The following is a 20,347-nucleotide window of genomic DNA, read 5'->3' as shown; positions in this document are numbered from 1 at the left end:
TTTACGCCGCCCTGGGCGGCAGCCGGAGGCACTCATGAATCTTGAACTCAAAAAGGCCATTGACCAGATCAGCAAAGACAAGGGCCTTGACCGCAACATGCTCATTGATACGCTTGAAGACGCGGTGCGCACCTCCGTGCTGCGCCGCTTCAGCGAAGATATGGACGTGGAAGTGTCCTACAATGACGAAACGGGCGATATTGAGGTCTACCAGTTCAAAATCGTGATGGCCGATGGCGATGTGGCCAACCCTGACACGCAGATTGAACTCACCGAAGCCCTTGCCCACGATCCTTCCGTTCAGGTGGACGACGAAATGGGCTTCCGCGTCAAGGTGGAAGACCTGGGGCGCATCGCGGCCCAGTCCGCCAAGCAGGTCATCATCCAGCGCATGCGCGACGCTGAGCAGGAAATCATTTACAGCGAATACAAGGACCGCCTGGGCGAAATCGTTTCAGGCATCGTGCAGCGGCGCGACAAGGGCGGATGGGTGGTCAACCTGGGCCGCACCGAAGCCATTCTGCCACGTGAAGAACAGATCCCGCGTGAGCATTACAAGCGCGGCGACCGCGTGCAGGCCCTCATTATCGAGGTTCGCCAGGAGGGCCGCGGCCCGCAGGTCGTCATTTCACGCGCGCACCGCGACTATATGGCCGCTCTCTTTCGCCGTGAGGTGCCTGAGGTGGACGACGGCGTTGTGCAGATCATGGGCGTGGCCCGTGACCCCGGCTCCCGCGCCAAGGTGGCGGTGCTCTCGCGCGAGCGTGACGTTGACCCGGTCGGCGCCTGCGTTGGCGTGCGCGGTTCGCGCATCCAGAACATCGTGCAGGAACTGCACGGCGAACGCATCGACATCGTTGTCTGGAGCGCCGACATAGCCACCTACGCCCGCAATGCCCTGGCCCCGGCCCTGGTATCGCGCATAGTCGTGGACGAAGAAGAAAACCTGCTCGAAGTCATCGTGCCGGACGATCAGCTCACCAACGCCATCGGGCGCAAGGGGCAGAACGTCAAACTGGCGGCCAGGCTTCTGGGTTGGAAAGTCGATATATTTACCGAGACCCGCTACAACGAGGCCAATGCCATCGGGCACGGTCTTGAGCAGGTGGCCAGTGTGGCCGAAGTATCCATTGAGGCTCTGCTTGACGCGGGATTCAGCTCGCTTGACAAGCTGCGCCAGGCCACGGACCAGGAGCTTTCAGACAAGCTGACCATCAGCGCGTCCCGTATTGCCGACCTGCGTTCGGCCATCAACTTCCTGGCTCCGGTGGTGGAAAGCACGCCCGAATCCTCTGCTGTTGAATTGGGCAAGGTGCATTCCGCTGATGAGAACTCCGGCCAGGACAAGGCTGACGGCAACGCCGACGAGGATGCGCAGGCTTAGGGGCGCTGTCGTGGTGGATGGGCAGAACACGGCTGAGACCGTGCAGGGGCCGGTACGCATGTGCATCATATGCCGCCGACGCTTCGCCAAGGCCCAGTTGACCCGCCATGTACTGACGGCCCAGGGAATTTTGACTATTGACGCTGAAAAGACCAGACCTGGCAGGGGCTGGTATCTCTGTTCCGATGCCGTATGCGCGGCGAGGTTCGCCAAGTTCAGGCCCGGAACACGGCGCAAGGGGGGTAAACATGTCTGAAGAAAAAATTAAAGTATCGGAATTTGCCAAGGAATTTCCGGCCGTGCCCCAAAAGGACATGCTGCGTGTTATGCGCGAGCTGGGCACGTCGGCCAAAAGCATGGCTGGTTCCCTGAGCACTGAGGAGGCGGCACGCGTGCGCGAACATTTTGCCGAACAAAAACAGGCGGATGCCGAGCGTTCCGGCTCTCACCCCAACGTCATCGTGCGTCGTCGTCGTAAGGATGCTGACAAGGCCGATGCTCCTGAAACCGCGGAAACAGCTTCCGCAGTCAAGGAAGTGAGCGCCCCCGAAGCCGCGGAAAAGCCTGCGGAAGTCGAAAGCCCAACTGCTGTGGCCGAAGCCGCACCAGCGCCCAAGGCTGAAGCCCCGGCTGCCAGCCCCCGCAAAGCTCCTGAAAAAGCCGAGGCTGTGGCCAAAAAGGCCGAGACCGCCGACGCGCCCAAGGCCACCAAAGCCAGGGTCGTTTCTGCGGCCCGCGTTATCAGCCGCCCTGGCGAAGAAGAAAAGAAGCCCGAGCCTGTGGTGGAAGCCAAGCCCAAGGCTCCCGAAGTTTCACCCGTGGCCGCTGCGCTTGCCGCCCGTGCCGCTGATGAAGCCGAAGTAAAGGCCGCTGCAAAGGCCCAGGAAAAGAGTGAGGCTGAAAAAGCGGCCAAGGCCGCCCGCGTGGCGCGCCCTGACGCTTCCGCCATGCCTGAAGGTTCGTCCGCGCCCACCCTGCCCCAGCGTGCCCCCGAAGCCCGCGCGGAAGCCTGGAAAGATTCCGACAATGCCGATGACGCCGATGGCGCGCCCCGCCGCGCTCCCAGGGCTGAAGGCGGGCAGGCACCTGCCGCCGCGCCCCAGGTGCGCATCATATCCAGACCTACTCCCGGCAGCCAGCAGGAACGTCCCTCGCGTCCCATGGGCGCACGGCCCGCTGGCGGCCCCGGCGCTTCGGGCCCTGGCGGTCCCGGCGGCCCGCGCGGCGACAATGCCGGCAGACCCCCGCGTCCTGGCGCTCCCCGCCCGGCGGGCCCCGGCGGGCCTCGTCCCGCTGGCCCTGGTGGCCCGCGGCCGGCCGGCCCCGGCGGCCCACGTCCCGGCGGCGGTGGATTCGGCCAGCAGGCTGCGCCCGCGTCGCCCACGGACAGCCGCGATGGCCAGAGCAAGAAAAAACGCCTCAAGGGACGTCGCACCGTTGATTTTCAGCAGGGTGATTCCGTTCGCCGTGACGATGACGACAGCGTGCGTCTGAGCCGCGGCAAGGGCCGTCGCAAGGGCGGCAAGCCCGCGCCAGCCATGGCCACGCAGCCGCTCAAGGCCGCCAAGCGTAAAATCCGCGTCACGGAAGCCATCCGTGTGGCCGACATGGCCCATCAGATGGGCCTCAAAGCCAACGAGATCATCAAGGTTCTCTTTGGCCTTGGCGTCATGGCCACCATCAACCAGGCGCTGGACTTTGATACGGCCACTCTGGTCGCTTCCGAATTCGGCTATGAAGTGGAAAAGGTCGGCTTCTCCGAAGACGACTACCTGACCCCCAAGGAAGTGGACGCGCCCGAAAGCCTCAAGCCGCGCCCGCCCGTGGTGACCATCATGGGCCACGTGGACCACGGCAAAACCTCGCTGCTTGACGCCATCCGCAAAACCAATGTCACCAGCGGCGAAGCTGGCGGCATCACGCAGCACATCGGCGCATACCACGTGAAAACCAAGCGTGGGGAAATCGTCTTCCTCGACACGCCCGGCCATGAAGCCTTTACGGCCATGCGCGCCCGTGGCGCCCAGGTGACGGACCTTGTCATCCTTGTGGTGGCCGCCGACGACGGCGTTATGGAGCAGACCCGCGAGGCCATCAACCACTCGCGCGCGGCCAACGTGCCCATCATGGTGGCCGTCAACAAGATGGACAAGCCCGGGGCCGACCCGGACCGCGTCCTGCGCGAGCTCGCCGAACTGGGCCTTCAGGCCGAAGAATGGGGCGGCGACACCATCGTTGCCAAGGTGGCGGCCAAGACCCGCATGGGTCTGGACGAACTGCTGGAAATGGTGGCTCTGCAAGCCGAAATTATGGAACTCAAGGCCAATCCCGACAAGCTTGCGCGCGGCCACATTGTGGAAGCCAAGCTGGACAAGGGACGCGGCCCTGTGGCCACCGTGCTTATTCAGGAAGGTACCCTGCGCCAGGGCGACAACTTCGTGTGCGGCCCCTTCTCTGGCCGTGTGCGCGCCCTCATGAGCGATCAGGGCAAGAAGGTCAAGGACGCCGGCCCCTCGCTGCCTGTGGAAGTACAGGGCTTTGAAGGCGTGCCGGAAGCCGGTGAGGAATTCTTTGTGGTCAGCGACGAAAAGCTGGCCCGCCGCATCGCCGACTCGCGCGCCATCAAGCAGCGTGAACGCGACCTCGCTTCGGAATCGCGCGTGACCCTGGAAACCTTCCTGTCGCAGCGCAAGTCCGATCAGGAAACTCTGACCCTCAACCTCGTGCTCAAGGCCGACGTTCAGGGCAGCCTGGAAGCCATCACCGAAGCCCTGCTCAAGCAGAGCACCGAAAAAGTGCGCATCAACGTGGTGCACGGCGGTACCGGCGCCATTACAGAATCCGACATTCTGCTGGCCTCGGCCTCGCAGGCCATCATCATCGGCTTCAACGTGCGGCCCACATCCAAGATCAAGGACGTGGCCGAACACGAGAATGTGGATATCCGCTTCTATGAGATCATCTACAAGCTGGTGGACGATATCAAGAGCGCCATGACGGGCATGCTCGCTCCGGTGCAGCGCGAAGTCTACCTCGGCCAGGCCGAGGTGCGCGACACCTTCAGCGTGCCCAAGGTCGGCGTTATCGCCGGCTCCTATGTGGCCGACGGCAAAATCGCCCGCAATGCCGGTGTACGCCTGCTGCGCGACGGCGTGGTGGTCTACACGGGCAAGATCTCTTCCCTCAAGCGCTTCAAGGATGATTCCAAGGAAGTGGTCAAGGGCAATGAGTGCGGCGTGGGCCTTGAAAACTTCAATGACGTCAAAATTGGCGACATCATCGAAGCTTTCGAAACGGTTGAAGAAGCCGCGACGCTGTAGAGAATTGGGGCGTAGCGGGTGCACCACGCATCTGCTGTCGCCATCCCTAACGCCTTCGTCGTAAGGGCTGCCGCATCGAAGCTTTCGAAACGGTTGAAGAAGCCGCGACGCTGTAGAGAATTGGGGCGTAGCGGGTGCACCACGCATCTGCTGTCGCCATCCCTAACGCCTTCGTCGTAAGGGCTGCCGCATCGAAGCTTTCGAAACGGTTGAAGAAGCCGCGACGCTGTAGAAAATTGGGGCGCAGCGGGTGCACCACGCATCTGCTGTCGCCATCCCTAACGCCTTCGTCGTAAGGGCTGCCGCATCGAAGCTTTCGAAACGGTTGAAGAAGCCGCGACGCTGTAAAGCCTGTATGGCTTCCACGCTACGGGAACAGCCCGGAAGGCCGTTGCGTGGAAATTGAAGAATGAACTCTTCAGGGGGAAGGAAGGCCAGCACAAGGCTTTTCTTCCCCCGGTTTTTACTGTGTTCTGGCTGCCGCACGCATGGCCCATTGGGCATTTCAAGCTGAAAATGCTGGCATTATCTATCGCCAACAGATACCATTCCCAACAGGCCCTATTTCCGGCCAGCATTAATGCCCTTTGCCGCAATGACCGGCCACCTGGCCGAAGCGCCTCGGACAGCATCCGGCCTCCTTTTCGGGTTTGCGCTGCTCCCAAGAACGGCCCCATCTGCGGGCCACCGCAGCCCAATCCGCCAAAATCAACCGGCCACCTCCGAGCCGCGAAATACGTATATACCCATGTTCATGGCAGTACTCACAGTGGAATTCAGCCTGCACGGCAACGACAATCTCAAGGCCAAGCGCCGCGTTGCCAACAGTCTGAAACAAAAAACCCGCAATAAATTTAACGTGGCCATAGCGGAAGCAGGCACAGAAAACAACCTGAGCAGCCTGCGTCTGGCCGTTGTCTCCATTTCCAACAACGAAGGGCATTTACGCAGCCGCATGGACAAGTGCGCGCTTATGATGGAGGCCGTCTGCCCGGAAGAAATGGTGGAAAGTCAGGTGGAAATATATGCAGCAGACTAATGCCATACCCGAGCCTTACGTGAAGAAGGCCCGTCAGATAGCCGAGGCCCTGAGCCAGATGGACCAGATTGTCGTGGCGGGCCATGTCCACCCCGATGGAGACGCCGCCGGATCCGTTGCCGCAGTGGGGCACATCCTGCGTGCTATGGGCAAGGAATTCATGCTCTACGCCAACCCCAGGTTGCCTGGGTATCTGGATTTTTTCCCCATGCCTGCCGTGGTGCACACAACCCTCGAGCATCCGCCTTTCACTCCCCGGTGCGCGGTTCTGCTCGACTGCGGCGAGCCGGAGCGCCTTGGCGCTGAACTGGCCGGGCTCTTGCCCCAGCTCGACAGCGTGAATATTGACCACCACCTTGGCGGCGACGGCATGGGCAGCAGAGATAACTGGGTAGTAACCGAAGCGGCCGCCACGGCGCAGCTTGTGGCCTACGTGTCCCTGGCGGCGGGGCTTCCCCTTACCGGCGATCTTTCCCTGGCCGTGGCCCTGGGCCTCATAACAGACACGGGCGGCTTCTGCCACGGCAATACCAGCGCCGATGTCCTCTCGCTGGCCGCGCATCTGGTCAAAAACGGCTGTAACCTGCCCTGGTTGCGGGAACAGCTGGACAATAACTGGAGCCTTGGCCGCTGGCGTCTGTGGGGACTGCTTATGGAAAACTCCCGCGTGACGCATGACGGGCAGGTGAGCTTTTGCCAGGTGCGGCTGCAAGACCTGAGCCGCTGTCAGGCCCTCAAGGAGGATATGGAAGGCTTTGTGGAGCAGCTGCGCCGCCTGCACGGCGTCAAGGTTGCGGCACTGCTGCGCGAAGACAGCCCGCAGCTGTGCAAGTTCAGCCTCCGCTCCTATGGCGATATCGACGTGCGCTCCGTTGCCGCAGATCTGGACGGCGGCGGGCATTTCAACGCAGCAGGGGGCACCCTGCGCATGCCGCTGGAAGAAGCCGGTCAAAAGCTGCTGGACCACATCGGCCTCTATCTTGACAATTTGAAAAACACGGATGGATAGCGCGCATGACGCCGCACGGCGTAATCCGCCCACAAAAAGAAGCCCGACAGCGCGCCAGGCCAAAATAACCCGCTGTTGCCGGCCATATCTTTTGACTTATAGCAGAGCAGAGGATATGGTTGCCACTTGCGTATGGTCAATAAAGATACACTAGCACAGTTCTGCCGCAGTCAGGACCAGCCGGAATTACCTTCCAGCACGCCGGAGCGCAACTCCGGCTCTGGGTCAGGCAATGCCGCCATTCCCGCAACCTCGCGGGACGGCAAGGCATATGCCCTGCCCCAGCAGCACGGCGTACTTGTGCTCAACAAGCCCTCCGGGCCCACCTCGGCCCGTTGCCTCACAGCCATCAAAAGGCTTGGGCAGAAAAAAATCGGCCATGCTGGCACGCTGGATCCTTTGGCTTCCGGCGTGCTGCTGGTATTGTTGGGGCAGGCCACCAAGCTTTCCGGGCACCTTTTGTCCGGGGGCGGCAAGGTGTACAGCGGCGTGTTGCGCCTTGGGCAGACCACGGATACCTGGGATATCGAAGGCCAGGTTCTTGAAGAAGCCCCCTGGCAGCACATCAGCGTAGAAGACGTCAGGCGCGAGGTGGCGGCCTGGCTTGATCTGACGGAGCAGCCCGTTCCGTCCTACTCTGCCGCAAAACATGAGGGCCAGCCCCTGTACAAGCTGGCCCGCAAGGGGCTTGAAGCCCCGCAGAAGATCAAACGCATGGAAATTTCACAGGCGGACGTGCTTGAAACAAGCCTGCCGTTTGTGCGCTTTCGGGTCGCATGCAGTTCCGGCACCTATATACGCTCCCTGGCCCACAGCTTGGGGAAGCGACTTGGTTGCGGAGCCGTGCTCACGGAACTGACCCGGGAGTATAGTCACCCCTTCGGCCTCGATGTGGCCCGCGATCCGGCGGACTTCACGGCTGATCCCACTCTGTTGCCTGGCTGCGTCATTCCTGTGGAGGATGCGCTGCCGCACTGGCCCAGGGTGAATCTGACGCTGGAAGAAGCCGCCCGCGTGCGCAACGGCATCGCTGTGCCCTGCCGGACGCCACAAGCTGGCGACGGCGACGGCGAAGACCTCGCGTTTTTGATGGAACAGGGCCAGGCCCTGGCCCTGGCAAAACGCGAAGTTACAGCCGCCGGGCCCTGCTGGGCCGTGTTGCGGGGACTTTGGAACTAAGGGCCATCACGCCCGTAACAGCCTTACTCAAGGAGAACTGCTGTGGTAATGGATGTAAATCAGAAGAAAGCGGTCATTGACGCCCACGCCAAACACGAAGGCGACACCGGCTCCCCCGAAGTGCAGGTTGCCCTGCTTACTGCCCGTATTGAAGACCTCACCGGTCACTTCAAAGAGCACAAGAAGGACTTTCACTCCCGTACGGGCCTGCTGAAGCTTGTTGGCCGTCGCCGCAATATTCTGAACTACCTGAAGAAGACCGATATTCAGCGCTACCGCGCGCTGATCGAGAAGCTTGGCCTGCGCAAGTAAGGCTTTTGGCTGCAAGGGGGGGGAGCCTGAGGCTTCCCCCTTGCCACTTGGAGCAGATGTTTAAAACACGCTCGCCTCGGCGCTTAACAGCGCACAACGGCTAAAGCAACGGCTGAAGCCGCGTTTACACCTTGGCGGCGGGCGACTGCTCACACAGTCGCGAGAGCACTTTCAAAGTAAAAATGCTCTGATGTACGCAAACTGCCCCCGATGGGGCGCAACGCCTGAAGGGGGGTCCGGGAAAATCAGGCAGGGACACGCCACTCTGCCCGCTTTTGCCGGAATCCCCTTCGCCCATGCAAAGGAATCTACATGTTACAAGATATTTTCAATCCCACCCGCCTCACCTGCCAGGTAGGCGGCAAGGAAGTTATTCTGGAAACCGGCCGTATGGCCAATCAGGCCCACGGTGAAGTCTGGATACAGTGCGGCGGCACCGTGGTGCTCGTCACCGTCTGCTCGCAGCCCCTGGAATTCGACAAGGGCTTCTTTCCCCTTACCGTTGAATACTCCGAAAAAATGTACGCCGCCGGACGCATCCCCGGCAGCTTCTTCCGCCGCGAAATCGGCCGGCCGTCCGAGCGTGAGACCCTGGTTTCGCGCCTGATCGACAGGCCCATTCGCCCGCTGTTCCCCAAGGGCCTGAACGAAGACGTGCAGGTGCTCGCCAGCGTCATTTCCGCTGACCAGGAAAACGAGTCCGACGTGCTGGCCCTCACGGGCGCTTCGGCGGCCATCATGCTGTCTCCCCTGCCCTTTGAAGGCCCGGTGGCCGGTGGCCGCATCGGCCGCGTCAACGGTCAGTTCGTGCTCAACCCCACCTTCGAGCAGCAGGCCCTCAGCGACTTCAACATCGTTTTCGCCGCTTCCGGCGACGCCCTCACCATGGTGGAAGGCGACGCCCAGTTTGTGCACGAAGACGTGATCATTGACGCACTGGAATGGGGCCGTCAGCAGATTCTCCCGCTGGTGGAAATCCAGCACAAGCTGCGCGAGCTTTGCGGCAAGCCCAAGATGGCCTTTACCCCGCATGAAGACGACCCGGCCCTGGTGGCCCTCGTGCATGAGCTGGCCCTTGCCAACGGCATGGAAGAAGCCCTGCGCGTGCCTGAAAAAATGGCCCGCAAGGATGCCCGCAAAGAAGTGAAAAGCAAGGTTATGGAGGCCCTCAAGGCCGACGCGACCTGGGCTGAAAACGAAGCCGCCCTCAAGGCTGTGGGCGATATTTTGTCCGGCCTTGAAAAGAAGCTGGTGCGCGCCCGCATCGTCAACGAAGGCACGCGCATTGACGGCCGCGACACCACCACCGTGCGCCCCATCCAGATCCAGACCGGTCTTCTGCCCCGCGCCCACGGCTCCGCCCTGTTCCGCCGCGGAGAAACCAAGTCCCTGGTGGTGGCCACCCTCGGCTCCTCCACTGACGAACAGCGCATGGACTCCCTCACCGGCGATGTCACCAAGCGCTTCATGCTGCACTACAACTTCCCGCCCTTCTCCGTGGGCGAAGTGAAACCCGTGCGCGTGTCCCGCCGCGAAATCGGCCACGGCGCCCTGGCTGAAAAATCCCTGCGCCCCGTGCTGCCCACTGTGACGGACTTTCCCTTCACCCTGCGCGTGGTGTCCGAAACGATGGAATCCAACGGTTCCTCGTCAATGGCCGCCGTCTGCGGCGGCTCGCTCTCCCTCATGGACGCGGGCGTGCCCGTGACCGCTCCCGTGGCCGGTGTGGCCATGGGCCTCATCAAGGAAGGCGACAAGTTCATCGTGCTCACCGACATTCTCGGTGATGAAGACGCTCTGGGCGATATGGACTTCAAGATCGCCGGCACTGCCGAAGGCATCACCGGCGTGCAGATGGACATCAAGATCACGGGCCTGACCACGGAAATCATGCGCAGCGCCATGCAGCAGGCCCGTCAGGGCCGCCTGCACATTCTGGAAGAAATGGCCAGCGCCATCGCTTCGCCGCGCAAGGAACTTTCGCGCTTTGCCCCGCAGCATGCCGAAGTTTTTGTGAACCCCGACATCATCCGCCTCATCATCGGCCCCGGCGGCAAGAACATCAAGGCCATCACCGCGGCTACCGGCGCTTCCGTGGACATCGAGGATTCGGGCCGCGTGTCCATCTTCGCCCCCACGGCCGAGTCCCTTGAAAAAGCCCGCGAAATGGTTTCCTACTACGACCAGCGCCCCGACATTGGCAAGAACTACACTGCCAAGGTGCGTAAAATCATGGAAATCGGCGCCATCGTTGAAGTTCTTCCCAACGTGGAAGCCCTTGTGCATGTTTCGCAGCTGGACATCAACCGTGTGGAGCAGCCCGGCGACGTGGCGCGCCTTGGCGAAGACATGGTGGTCAAGGTCATTGAAATCAATGGCGACCGCATCCGCGCCAGCCGCAAGGCCGTCCTGCTGGAAGAACAGGGCCATCCCTGGAATCCCGAAGACACCGCCCGCCCGCCCCGCTCTGACCGTGGCGACCGTGGTGACCGTGGCGGCGACAGGGGTCGCGGCGACCGCGGCCGTGACCGTAGCGACCGTGGCGGTCGTGGCGACAGGCGCTAATCGCCTGCCGGACATTCTCAACGCGCAGTATACCTGAGGCTTGAGTTGAAGCATTCCCGGCCGGGCGCGCCTCCGCGCATGGCCGGGCCGCTGAAAGAGCAGTAAAGGAAGCTCCCATGTCCAAAAAGATCGAAAACACAGCACCTGAAACCGCTGACAACAAAACTTCCGCAAGCCGGAATGCCGAGGCCGAAGCCAGGGCGCACGAAGACGCGCAGGCCGCTGCCGAAGGCAAAAACCGTACGCACTACGAAGGCCTGGGCGATGCCTGGGCAGTGCTTACGGGCCGCAACCCTGCTGAAATTATGGGGCAGATTGTGGCCACGGTTCTGCATGAAGGCGGAACCCGCCCTTCATGGCAGTGGAAACGCGGCAACATGGACCACATCCTGATGGCATGGCCGCAGGATCAGCCCGTGCGCGCCTCGGTGCTGATGACGGGCGAGGAAGGCGAAAAGCTCACGCCTGCCTCCGCCACCCCGCTGCTGGACGGTCTGCCCAATGACCTTATGGTTGACGGCGTGCACCCGTGGGAAAACGGCATGGGCGCCAACGTGGCCGTCAGCATGATCGAGGGCAAGAACCCCATGTGGTTCTTTGACCCGCTGTACGGCCGTGACAGGGCAGACCTTACCCCCGGCGTTACGCACACCTTTCTGGTGGCCGGTCTGGCCTATGCGGTGCGCAAGGCCCTGCTGGACCAGATGACCATCACCCAGGGCCCGCAGTACGAGGCCTATGCCGAGCAGTGGCTTGCGGCCAACCCCGACAAAAGCCGTCTGGACGTGCCGCCCCTGCAGGTGGACGTGAGCGACCGCCACATGATCATGCCCGGCCGCAACTTCAGCGAATACCAGATGCGCGCCGTTATTGATCAGGTGCAGGACACCCATCTGGAAAACATGCCGGTCAAGGTGCTGTTTGTCACCTTTCCCTTTGACAACCGCGAGCCCCTGCGCCTGGTCATCTATGCGTCTAAGATGGTCCTGGGCGATCTGGAGCCTGAAGCGGGCATGGCCATTGATGCCTACATCTGGCTTCAGGGCCGCATTATCGACATTGACGAGGCCCCGCAACAGTAGAGGCCCGGTTTTTTCACAAAGGGGCACGGAGGCGCAGCGCCTCCGCGCCCCTTCAAATAGCGACAGGCCGCCCCGGCGCACACGGCTGACCGCACGGAACATATCATGAACGCGCCTCTTCTCTGGTTTATCGTGGGTGTGGCCTTTTTTGTGGCCGAACTCATGACCCCGGCCATGGTGCTGCTCTTTTTCGGCGTGGGGGCCTGGGCTTCCGCCCTGGCCGCGCTGCTGGGCATGGACCTCGCTTGGCAGATCGTTGTCTTCATCTGCATTTCCCTTCTTACCCTGCTGTTTTTGCGCCGCCGCCTTCGGGCCGTTTTTGGCGGACGCTCCAGCCGCAACCCGTCCACAAACTGCGATGGGCAGGACGAGGAACAGTGCGCGCCGCACCCCCTGACAGGCAGGCAGGGCGTCGTCAGCAAGGCCCTGCGCCCTGGCGAAGTGGGCGAGGTCAGCATAGACGGCAGTTTCTGGCGCGCCACAGCCCACGAACACATTGCGGCAGGCAGTCCGGTACTGGTGCTGGGGGCCAATCCGGGCAATGCCTTGGTGCTGCGCGTGCAGCCCGTGACTGTATCCTGAAACCGGTTTTTCTCCGGATGCCGGGCATGCCCGACGCGGTGACGGCCACGACGCCGCGCTGACCGCGTCAGCCGGGGCACACGGAGCAATGCCAGCCGGGCCGCCACCCCAGTCGGGTCAGCGGAGCCCCTGCGGCCAGTAAACCGCGCCACCTTTTTTTTGCAAAACGCGCCGCAAGCGCCATATGGCTCTGCACGTCGCAACGCGCAAGCCCAGAGCCGACATATCCGCCGTACAGCGCCGCGCCCCGGTCATAATGCATATTTGCGCCGAATTCGTGCTGCCAGGCACAACGCGAACCCGCTTTGACCGTACTAGAGCATTGTAACTTTGAAAAAGTGTGAATGCTCTAACGCTGCACGAAAGTGCAGCGCGCCACAACGTGGCGTGGATTCAGCCGAGCTTTAGCCGTTGCGACGCAACGGCTAAAGCAACGGCTGCCGCAAAGACAGCATTGATTATCCGTAAGCGGCAAAGACCCGCTAACGGCTACCGCAAATCGAATTTTTCGGCTGAATGAAAACTTTGAAAATATACATTCTCAAAGTTTAAGGCACGCTCACTACGGCGTTTAACAGCGCAGACGCACTGCGCCTTCACCTTCACGGCGAGCGCCTGATCCCGCAGCCGCCAAGAGCAGTTTTTACGTAACATTGCTCTACACTACATGCATGAGGTAATTATGGAATTCATGAACAGCTTCGGATGGCTTTTTCTCTTGGCCGTATTGGTTATCATCGTCCTTGTCAAAACAGCGGTTGTTGTGCCCAACCAGTCCGCCTTCGTGGTGGAACGGCTCGGCAAGTTCAGCAAGGTTTTGTACGCGGGCTTTCATATTCTTGTGCCCTTTGTGGATGTTATCGCCTACAAGCGCAGCCTCAAGGAGCAGGTGCTGGACGTGCCCAAGCAGACCTGCATCACCCGCGACAACGTGAGCGTGGACATCGACGGCGTGCTCTACCTCCAGATCATCACGCCCGACAAATCCGCCTATGGCATTTCGGATTATGAGTGGGGCGCCATCCAGCTGGCGCAGACATCATTGCGTTCCGTCATAGGCACGCTTGAGCTCGACCGCACCTTTGAAGAGCGCACGCGCATCAACCAGGAAGTGGTGGAGGCCCTTGACGCCGCCACTGCGCCCTGGGGCGTCAAGGTGTTGCGCTATGAAATCCGCGACATCACGCCCCCCATCACCGTTATGGAAGCTATGGAAAAACAGATGCGCGCTGAACGCGAAAAGCGTGCCGTCATTGCCCAGTCCGAAGGCGAAATGCAGTCGCGCATCAACCTGGCGGAAGGCGCCAAGGCCGCTGCCATTGCCCAGTCTGAAGGCGACAAGCAGGCCGTCATCAACAAGGCCGACGGCGAAGCCGCGCAGATCCGCACTGTGGCCATGGCCACGGCCGAAGGCCTGCGCATCGTGGGCGAACAGCTTGGCAACGATGCCGTGGCCGCTGCCCAGCTGCGCCTGGCCGAAGCCTACATTGCCCAGTTCGGCCACATTGCCAAGCAGGGCAACAGCCTTATCATCCCCTCGGATATCGCCGATGCGGCGGGCATGGTGGCTGCCGTGAGCAAGATCATCAAACCCGGCGAAGGCCTTGGCAGGAGCGGCAACCGCTCTTAGAGCAGATTAACTTTGAAATGTTTCACATTTCAAAAATGCTTCGGGCCGCCCGGCGTAGACGCCGGGCGGCCCTTTATCATGTGGAGTCTTTGTTGTGCCGTCAGGATTTGTACAGGTTATAGCCAAGCTCACGGGCCACAAAGGCGGCCATTTTCTGGCCGCGCACACTGTTGCCCACAGGATCCAGCGGCGGTGAAAAGGCCGCTATGCCCATAATGCCCGGAACAATGGTCACAATGCCTCCGCCCACGCCGCTCTTGCCGGGCAGGCCCACAGTATAGGCCCATTCGCCCGAACTGTCGTACATGCCCTCCATGGTCATTTCCGCCATGATGCAGGCGCAGTTTTCAGGCTTGAGCACCTGCTCGCCCGTAACGGGATTGCGCCCTTTGGCGGCAATGGTCGCGCCAATGGTGGCCAGTTCCACTGTTGTCAGCAGGGTCGAGCATTGGCGCGTGTACACGTCGCAGGCTTCCATAGGGTCGCAGTACATGTTGCCTGCCGCGTACAAAAGCCACGCAATGCCCCGGTTATGAAAATTGGTGGTCTGCTCCGAACGGTTAAGCTCGTCGGACATGGCGATGTCCTTTGAGCCGAGCCTGCGCTGTATGCCCAGGATACGCTGCCAGCGTTCTTCCCTGGAACCGGCCTTCACTATGCTGGCCGATGCCATGGCCCCTGCGTTGACCAGAGGCGACAGGGGCTTGTCGCCATGCAGTTCAAGGGCCATTACCGAATTAAACGGCAGCCCCGTCGGGCTGACGCCTATTTTTTCCTGTATCTCCTGTCTTCCCATATCTTCCAGAGCCAGGGCAAGGGTACAGACCTTTGAAATGGACTCTATGGCAAAGCGGTACTGCGCATCGCCCGCCGAAGCCGACTGCCCCTGTGCCGTTACAACGGCCACCGCGGCAAGCTCACTGGGAATATTGGCCAGAAAGGGTATATAGTCGGCATTGGCTCCACCCGGAGCCTTGCTGTACTGCGCATGGGCGCTGTCCACCACGGACTGGATTTTTTCAATATCGTGCATGGGCATTTCCTTTGCGCAGGGCGGCGCTATGCGCTGCCGCCCTGCACCTGCACTGCGTTACGCGCGCCGTTACGACTGAGGATTTGCGGCAGCAGGGTTTTGCGCCCCTGGCTGGTTCTGTGTCTTTTCCTTCTCCCAGGTGAACGGCTCGAAGTCCGAGGCGGGGTCACGCCATTCCGGCTTGCGCATGGCGAAGATAACCAGCGGAATGGCAATAAAAATGACCACCAGCACCACAAGATACATTACGTAGCTTTCCGGGCTGCCCACGGATATCTGCACCGGCGGCACAAAGCTGAGCCCAAAGGCCAGCAGGGAACCCAAAAAGCCCAGGGTGGCCCAAAGATACATGGCGGGCACGCGGTAGGGACGGGGACGGGCCGGCTGCGTCTGCCGCAACCGGATTCCGCTGGCGAACATGAGCAGGTACATGACCAGATACAGAATGACGGTGAGCTGCGACAGAATCTGGAACGCCGCCTGCACCGAGGGCATGATCACAAAGGTGATGGACAGGATGCTCACGATAACCGCCTGCACGATCATAAGGCGGCTGCCCATGCCGTACTTGTTGGTCTTCTGGAACCAGCGCGGCAGGTACCCGGCCTTGGCAACCGCCAGCATACCCGTGTTGGGACCGGCAATCCAGGTGACAACGCCGCCCAGCACGCCGAAGGCCAGCATGACGGCCAGCACGGAACCCAGCCAGTCGGCGTCGATCCACCTGAACAGCAGGTCATAGGCCAGCAGCAGGCTCTGGGTAAGGTTGATGTCCTGCTTGGGCACAATAAAGGCGATCCCCAGCGTGCTCAAAAGGAAGATGGCCACCGTGCCGAGAGAAGCTATGGTGATGGCAATGGGGTACTTCTGGGTGGGATTATCCATATCCTTGACGTGTACGGCATTCATTTCCATGCCCGCGTACGCGAGAAAGATGCTGGCAGCCAGCACCACGTTGCCGAAGTTGGTGAAGTCGGGCAGCAACGCGCCCCAGCTCAGTTCGATCAACGGAGGCTTGCCGCTGAAGAACAGGTAGGCGAAACCCAGAACAACCACGACCCCCGCGGGAATGATGGTGCCTACAATGCCGCACCATTTGGAAACCCGCGCGAAAATTCCAACGCCGCGCAAGGCGATAAACATTGAAATCCAGTAAACTATGAGCACAAAGCCTGTGATATACCATTTATTGGCGGCAATAGTTTCTGCCATGCTTATGTGGGGATCCATAAAGGCAATGGAAACGGCCCCGAATGTCAGCACCGTGGGGAAATAGGGTATGACTTCTATCCACAGCATGGCCATGGCCAAAAAGCCCCAGCGCGGGCCAAAAGCCTCGCCCACCCAGCGAAACACGCCGCCCTTTTCAGGATAGGTGGTGGCAAGCTCCGCGGCCACAAGAGACATGGGCACAAGAAATACAACGGCTGCAAGAGCAAAGTAAAAAATTGATCCCAAGCCGTATTCCGCTTCTGAAGGAAGAAAACGCAGGCTCACAACTGCGGTGATATTCATTACCACAATTGTGGCAATAGTCATTTTAGATCCGGACGTCTGCCCTTTTGCTTCTCCCATTGTGACGCTCCTCGTCTATAGTTGCGTGTAAATTCCACTCACACAAAAGAAAACTCTGATTGAAATCAATGCTGGAGATGGCAGATTCTGACTAGCAATCAATAATAACTCCCAGTTAGAGCAACGGTAGGTAAAAACCTGTATCCAGTCAATAGATTTTATTGTTTTAATTGCTTTGTCGTCTTATAGGCACGGTTAAATCAGAAAAGCCGATATTCAGTAGGATCATATACAGCAGCAAAAAATCCAGTCAGTGCGCCCAAAAACAGGAAAGCGCCGCAAAAAACTTTTCCGATGCGCTTTGATCTTGCTGCATATAATAGTCAAGCAAATATATTGTCAAAGGTACGGGAATATGTTTAGCTTTGATTAATTGGAATTATTCCTTTTAAGAATTGCTCCCCTACCGGGGGGACGCCCCTCCGCAGCTTACTGGACCGAACTTCTTTCCAGGAGTACGCATGCCCGCGCAGCGAAAAAACGTAGCCATTTCGACCATGGCCCTCATGACGGTGGGTACGGTGGTCAGCCTCAACGCTTTGCCCATGATGGCTGCCGAAGGGCTTTCGCTGGTGTTTTACATCCTTTTCGCAACATTCATCTTTCTTTTGCCCGCGGCCATGGTTGCTGCTGAACTTGGCAGCGCCTTCGCCTCTCAAAAAGGAGGCGTGTACACCTGGGTCAAGGCAGCCTTTGGCCCGCGCTGGGGTTTTGTGGCCATATGGATGCAATGGGTACAAACGCTTGCCTGGTACCCCACTATTCTCGGATTTTCCGCAGCTTCTCTGGCGTACTGCCTGGGGGATCCGCATCTTGCCCAAAGCGGCCTCTACACGGGCCTTGTCAGCATCGGCATATACGCATGCGCCACCGCGGTGGCCCTCAGCGGCACAGACGCGGTAAATACGCTGACGAAATACAGCGTATTCATCGGCACGCTTGTTCCAAGCCTGTTCATCATCGTTCTTGGTCTGCTCTGGGTTGACCAGGGCAATGCCATCGCTTTTTTGGAGCAAAGTGTCCGGGTGGATGGGCACACGGTACGTGAACATGTGCATCCACGCTTTTTTCCGTATTTGTCAGGACTTGGCAGCGTGACCTTTTTGGCCGGCATTGTGCTTATGTTCGCAGGGGTTGAAGTGCAGAGCGTACAGGCAACCGCCATGAAAAAGCCCGAACGGGATTTTCCTGTGGCCATGCTGCTGGCTGCGGCCATGGCCTTCGTTATTTACATGATGGGTTCACTGGCTGTCGCCGCCGTGCTTTCACCCCATGAGATGAGCCTTACTGCGGGTCTGATGCAGGCTTTTTCGCTTATTCTGCACAAGTTCAACCTTGATTTTCTTGTGCCTGTGGTGGCTCTGCTCATAACCTTCGGCGGCGTGGGCAACGTCATGGCCTGGGTATCCGGCCCAAGCAAGGGCATACTGGAAACGGCGCGTGAGGGCGAAGCCCCTCCGCTGCTCGGCAAGGAGAACAAGGCAGGCGCGCCGGTAGCCTTACTGGCCATACAGGGCGTCATAGTTCTGGCCTTAAGTTCCGTATACTTTCTGGTCGAGAACGTCAGCGTGGCCTTTTTCATTCTGACTACCCTTACGGCCAGCATCTATCTGGCCATGTATCTGCTCATGTTCAGCGCGGCCATATGGCTGCGCATAACCATGCCGGACCTGCCGCGCCCATACCGCGTACCCGGCGGATTAACAGGCATGTTTTTTATTGGCGGCTTGGGCTTTTTGGGCGTGGCCTTTGCCTTTATTGTGGGGTTTTTCCCACCACACAACCTGCCCATTGGCAATCCTGCCCTTTATGTGGGCCTGGTGGCAGGCGGACTATGCACGTTTCTGGCTATGCCGCTTCTTATTCAGGCCTTTAAAAAACCTCAATGGAAGCTTGAAGTTAAAACAGAAAATAGTGTTTCAACCAACGGCAACAATGGAGAGTAGAGCATGACTGCAAAGAGTACCCTGCGTAATACCGTGCTTGACGACACCTACGCCGCGTCAGATATGGCCAATGCCATGCCGCGCTACGAGATGCCCAAAAATGAAAGTCGCCCCCGCGACGTATATCAGGCCATTCACGACGAGTTGATGATGGATGGCAACTCGCGCCAGAACCTGGCCACGTTCTGCCAGACCTGGGTAGACCCCGAGATCAATCAGATCATGGCCGAATGCGTCGACAAGAACATGATCGACAAGGATGAATATCCGCAGACTGCCGAGATAGAAACACGCTGCGTGCATATGCTGGCCGCCCTGTGGAACTCCCCCGATCCCAAGGGAACCCTCGGCTGCTCCACTACGGGCTCCAGCGAGGCCGCCATGCTCGGCGGTCTTTCAATGAAGCGCCGCTGGGTCAACATGCGCAAGGCCGCAGGCAAGCCCTATGACAAACCCAATATGGTATGCGGCCCCGTGCAGGTGTGCTGGGAAAAGTTCGCCCGCTACTGGGATGTGGAACTGCGTGAAATCCCGATGGAAAAAGACCGCCTCATCATGAACGCGGACGAAGCCGTCAAACGCTGCGACGAAAACACCATAGGCGTTGTGCCCACCCTGGGCGTGACCTTTACCGGCCAGTATGAGCCTGTGGAACAAGTCAGCAAGGCGCTGGACAAATTGCAGAAGAGCAAGGGATGGGACATCCCCATCCACGTTGACGGAGCCAGCGGCGGCTTCCTCGCGCCCTTCATCGACCCCGACCTGCGTTGGGATTTCCGCCTGCCCAGGGTCAAGTCCATCAACGCTTCCGGCCACAAGTTCGGCCTTGCTCCCCTGGGCGTGGGCTGGGTCGTGTGGCGCGAAAAAACCGACCTGCCCGAAGACCTCATTTTCAATGTGAACTATCTTGGCGGCAATATGCCCACCTTTGCCCTCAACTTCTCCCGCCCCGGCGGGCAGATCATCGCCCAGTATTACAACTTCCTGCGCCTCGGCAAGGAGGGATACCGCCGCATTCACCAGAACTGCTACGACACGGCGCGCTACCTTGGCGACGCCATCGGCAAGCTTGGCCCCTTTGAGGTTCTGTACAACGGGCGCGGCGGCATCCCGGCCCTGTGCTGGGCCTTCAAACCCAAGGCCAAGGTCAATTACACCCTGTACGACCTTTCTGACCGCCTGCGTTCACGTGGCTGGCAGGTTCCCGCCTACTCCATGCCCGCACACCGCGAAGATCTCGTGGTCATGCGTGTTCTGGTCCGCCACGGATTCAGCCGTGACATGGGCTCCCTGCTTATTGACGACATCAAGCGGGCCATGGCCCACTTTGACGCCCACCCGGTGAGCAAGCCCCTCACTGAAACCGAAGCCGGCAGCAACAGCCACGCTGGCCGCTGCGCCAAAAAGTAACCACAAAAAAAGCTCCTGACTGCGGGGGAGACGCTTTGCGCATTGTGCCAAAGCGCCTTTCCCGCAAAGGCTTTGTGGGGGAGGGAAAAGGCTTTGTGGGGGAGGGACCCTTTTGCAAAAGGGTCTCCTCCCCCACACCCCCACCCCCTAAAACCTTTATTGTACCCGCACAAGGGTGTTGCCTGACCTGAAACGAGAATTCCTGAGACAGAGCTTTACAGGCAATACGCCATCGCAAGTTTATCTGCTCTGACACGGCACCCATAACATATCTTCCGCCG

General features: G+C 60.0%; 15 protein-coding genes. 13 read left to right on the top strand and 2 right to left on the bottom strand.

Annotation, left to right across the window (positions count from 1 at the left end; translation table 11 throughout):
• The first annotated feature begins 34 nt into the window (after positions 1-34).
• The 11 genes from nusA to ACZ5DH_RS12780 all read left to right on the top strand — a co-directional run bounded on the left by nusA (position 35) and on the right by ACZ5DH_RS12780 (position 14,102).
• Positions 35-1,384: a transcription termination factor NusA gene (gene nusA, locus ACZ5DH_RS12830; protein WP_464254643.1), complete on the top strand. Its 1,350-nt coding sequence runs from the start codon at positions 35-37 to the stop codon at positions 1,382-1,384.
• Positions 1,371-1,640 (top strand): YlxR family protein, encoded by a 270-nt coding sequence (locus ACZ5DH_RS12825; RefSeq protein WP_464254642.1) that lies wholly within the window; start codon positions 1,371-1,373, stop codon positions 1,638-1,640. The genes nusA and ACZ5DH_RS12825 overlap by 14 nt, the downstream gene beginning before the upstream one ends.
• Positions 1,633-4,704: a translation initiation factor IF-2 gene (gene infB / locus ACZ5DH_RS12820; RefSeq protein WP_464254641.1), complete on the top strand. Its 3,072-nt coding sequence runs from the start codon at positions 1,633-1,635 to the stop codon at positions 4,702-4,704. The genes ACZ5DH_RS12825 and infB overlap by 8 nt, the downstream gene beginning before the upstream one ends.
• A 748-nt stretch (positions 4,705-5,452) precedes the next feature.
• Positions 5,453-5,743, top strand: a complete 291-nt coding sequence (locus ACZ5DH_RS12815) for a DUF503 domain-containing protein (protein WP_464254640.1) — start codon at positions 5,453-5,455, stop codon at positions 5,741-5,743.
• The gene (locus ACZ5DH_RS12810) at positions 5,730-6,752 is read left to right on the top strand and encodes a DHH family phosphoesterase (RefSeq protein ID WP_464254639.1); all 1,023 of its coding nucleotides are present in this window, start codon (positions 5,730-5,732) and stop codon (positions 6,750-6,752) included. Before ACZ5DH_RS12815 ends, ACZ5DH_RS12810 begins: the two co-directional genes overlap by 14 nt.
• A gap of 276 nt (positions 6,753-7,028) precedes the next feature.
• Complete coding sequence (gene truB, locus ACZ5DH_RS12805; RefSeq protein ID WP_464256560.1) at positions 7,029-7,931, top strand: tRNA pseudouridine(55) synthase TruB; 903 nt, start codon at positions 7,029-7,031, stop codon at positions 7,929-7,931.
• Positions 7,932-7,979: 48 nt separating this feature from the next.
• On the top strand, positions 7,980-8,243 hold the full coding sequence (rpsO, locus tag ACZ5DH_RS12800; protein WP_414999764.1) for a 30S ribosomal protein S15: 264 nt from the start codon (positions 7,980-7,982) through the stop codon (positions 8,241-8,243).
• A 312-nt stretch (positions 8,244-8,555) separates the two neighbouring features.
• A complete protein-coding gene (gene pnp, locus ACZ5DH_RS12795; RefSeq protein WP_464254638.1) occupies positions 8,556-10,808 on the top strand; it encodes a polyribonucleotide nucleotidyltransferase in 2,253 nt (750 codons plus the stop codon).
• 116 nt (positions 10,809-10,924) lie between these two features.
• Positions 10,925-11,890 carry a hypothetical protein gene (locus ACZ5DH_RS12790; RefSeq protein WP_464254637.1) on the top strand — a complete coding sequence of 322 codons (966 nt, stop codon included), beginning with the start codon at positions 10,925-10,927 and terminating at the stop codon, positions 11,888-11,890.
• A gap of 105 nt (positions 11,891-11,995) precedes the next feature.
• Complete coding sequence (locus ACZ5DH_RS12785) at positions 11,996-12,472, top strand: NfeD family protein (RefSeq protein ID WP_464254636.1); 477 nt, start codon at positions 11,996-11,998, stop codon at positions 12,470-12,472.
• 682 nt (positions 12,473-13,154) lie between these two features.
• On the top strand, positions 13,155-14,102 hold the full coding sequence (locus tag ACZ5DH_RS12780) for an SPFH domain-containing protein (protein WP_464254635.1): 948 nt from the start codon (positions 13,155-13,157) through the stop codon (positions 14,100-14,102).
• A 100-nt stretch (positions 14,103-14,202) separates the two neighbouring features.
• Here ACZ5DH_RS12780 and glsA read toward each other — a convergent pair whose 3' ends face one another.
• Entirely contained in the window at positions 14,203-15,135 is a 933-nt protein-coding gene (gene glsA / locus ACZ5DH_RS12775) for a glutaminase A (RefSeq protein WP_464254634.1), read from the bottom strand.
• A gap of 69 nt (positions 15,136-15,204) precedes the next feature.
• A complete protein-coding gene (gene gadC, locus ACZ5DH_RS12770) occupies positions 15,205-16,674 on the bottom strand; it encodes a putative glutamine/gamma-aminobutyrate antiporter GadC (RefSeq protein WP_464254633.1) in 1,470 nt (489 codons plus the stop codon).
• 497 nt (positions 16,675-17,171) lie between these two features.
• Here gadC and ACZ5DH_RS12765 point away from each other — a divergent pair, with 497 nt between their 5' ends.
• Positions 17,172-18,656, top strand: coding sequence for an amino acid permease (locus ACZ5DH_RS12765; protein WP_464254632.1), 1,485 nt, complete (start codon positions 17,172-17,174; stop codon positions 18,654-18,656).
• Between the two features lie 3 nt (positions 18,657-18,659).
• Positions 18,660-20,066 carry a glutamate decarboxylase gene (locus ACZ5DH_RS12760; RefSeq protein WP_464254631.1) on the top strand — a complete coding sequence of 469 codons (1,407 nt, stop codon included), beginning with the start codon at positions 18,660-18,662 and terminating at the stop codon, positions 20,064-20,066.
• Positions 20,067-20,347: the final 281 nt, after the last annotated feature.

It is taken from the genome of Desulfovibrio simplex (assembly GCF_055387835.1).
The sequence above is the reverse complement of the archived record's forward strand: the minus strand, read 5'-3'. Positions and strand labels throughout refer to the sequence as shown.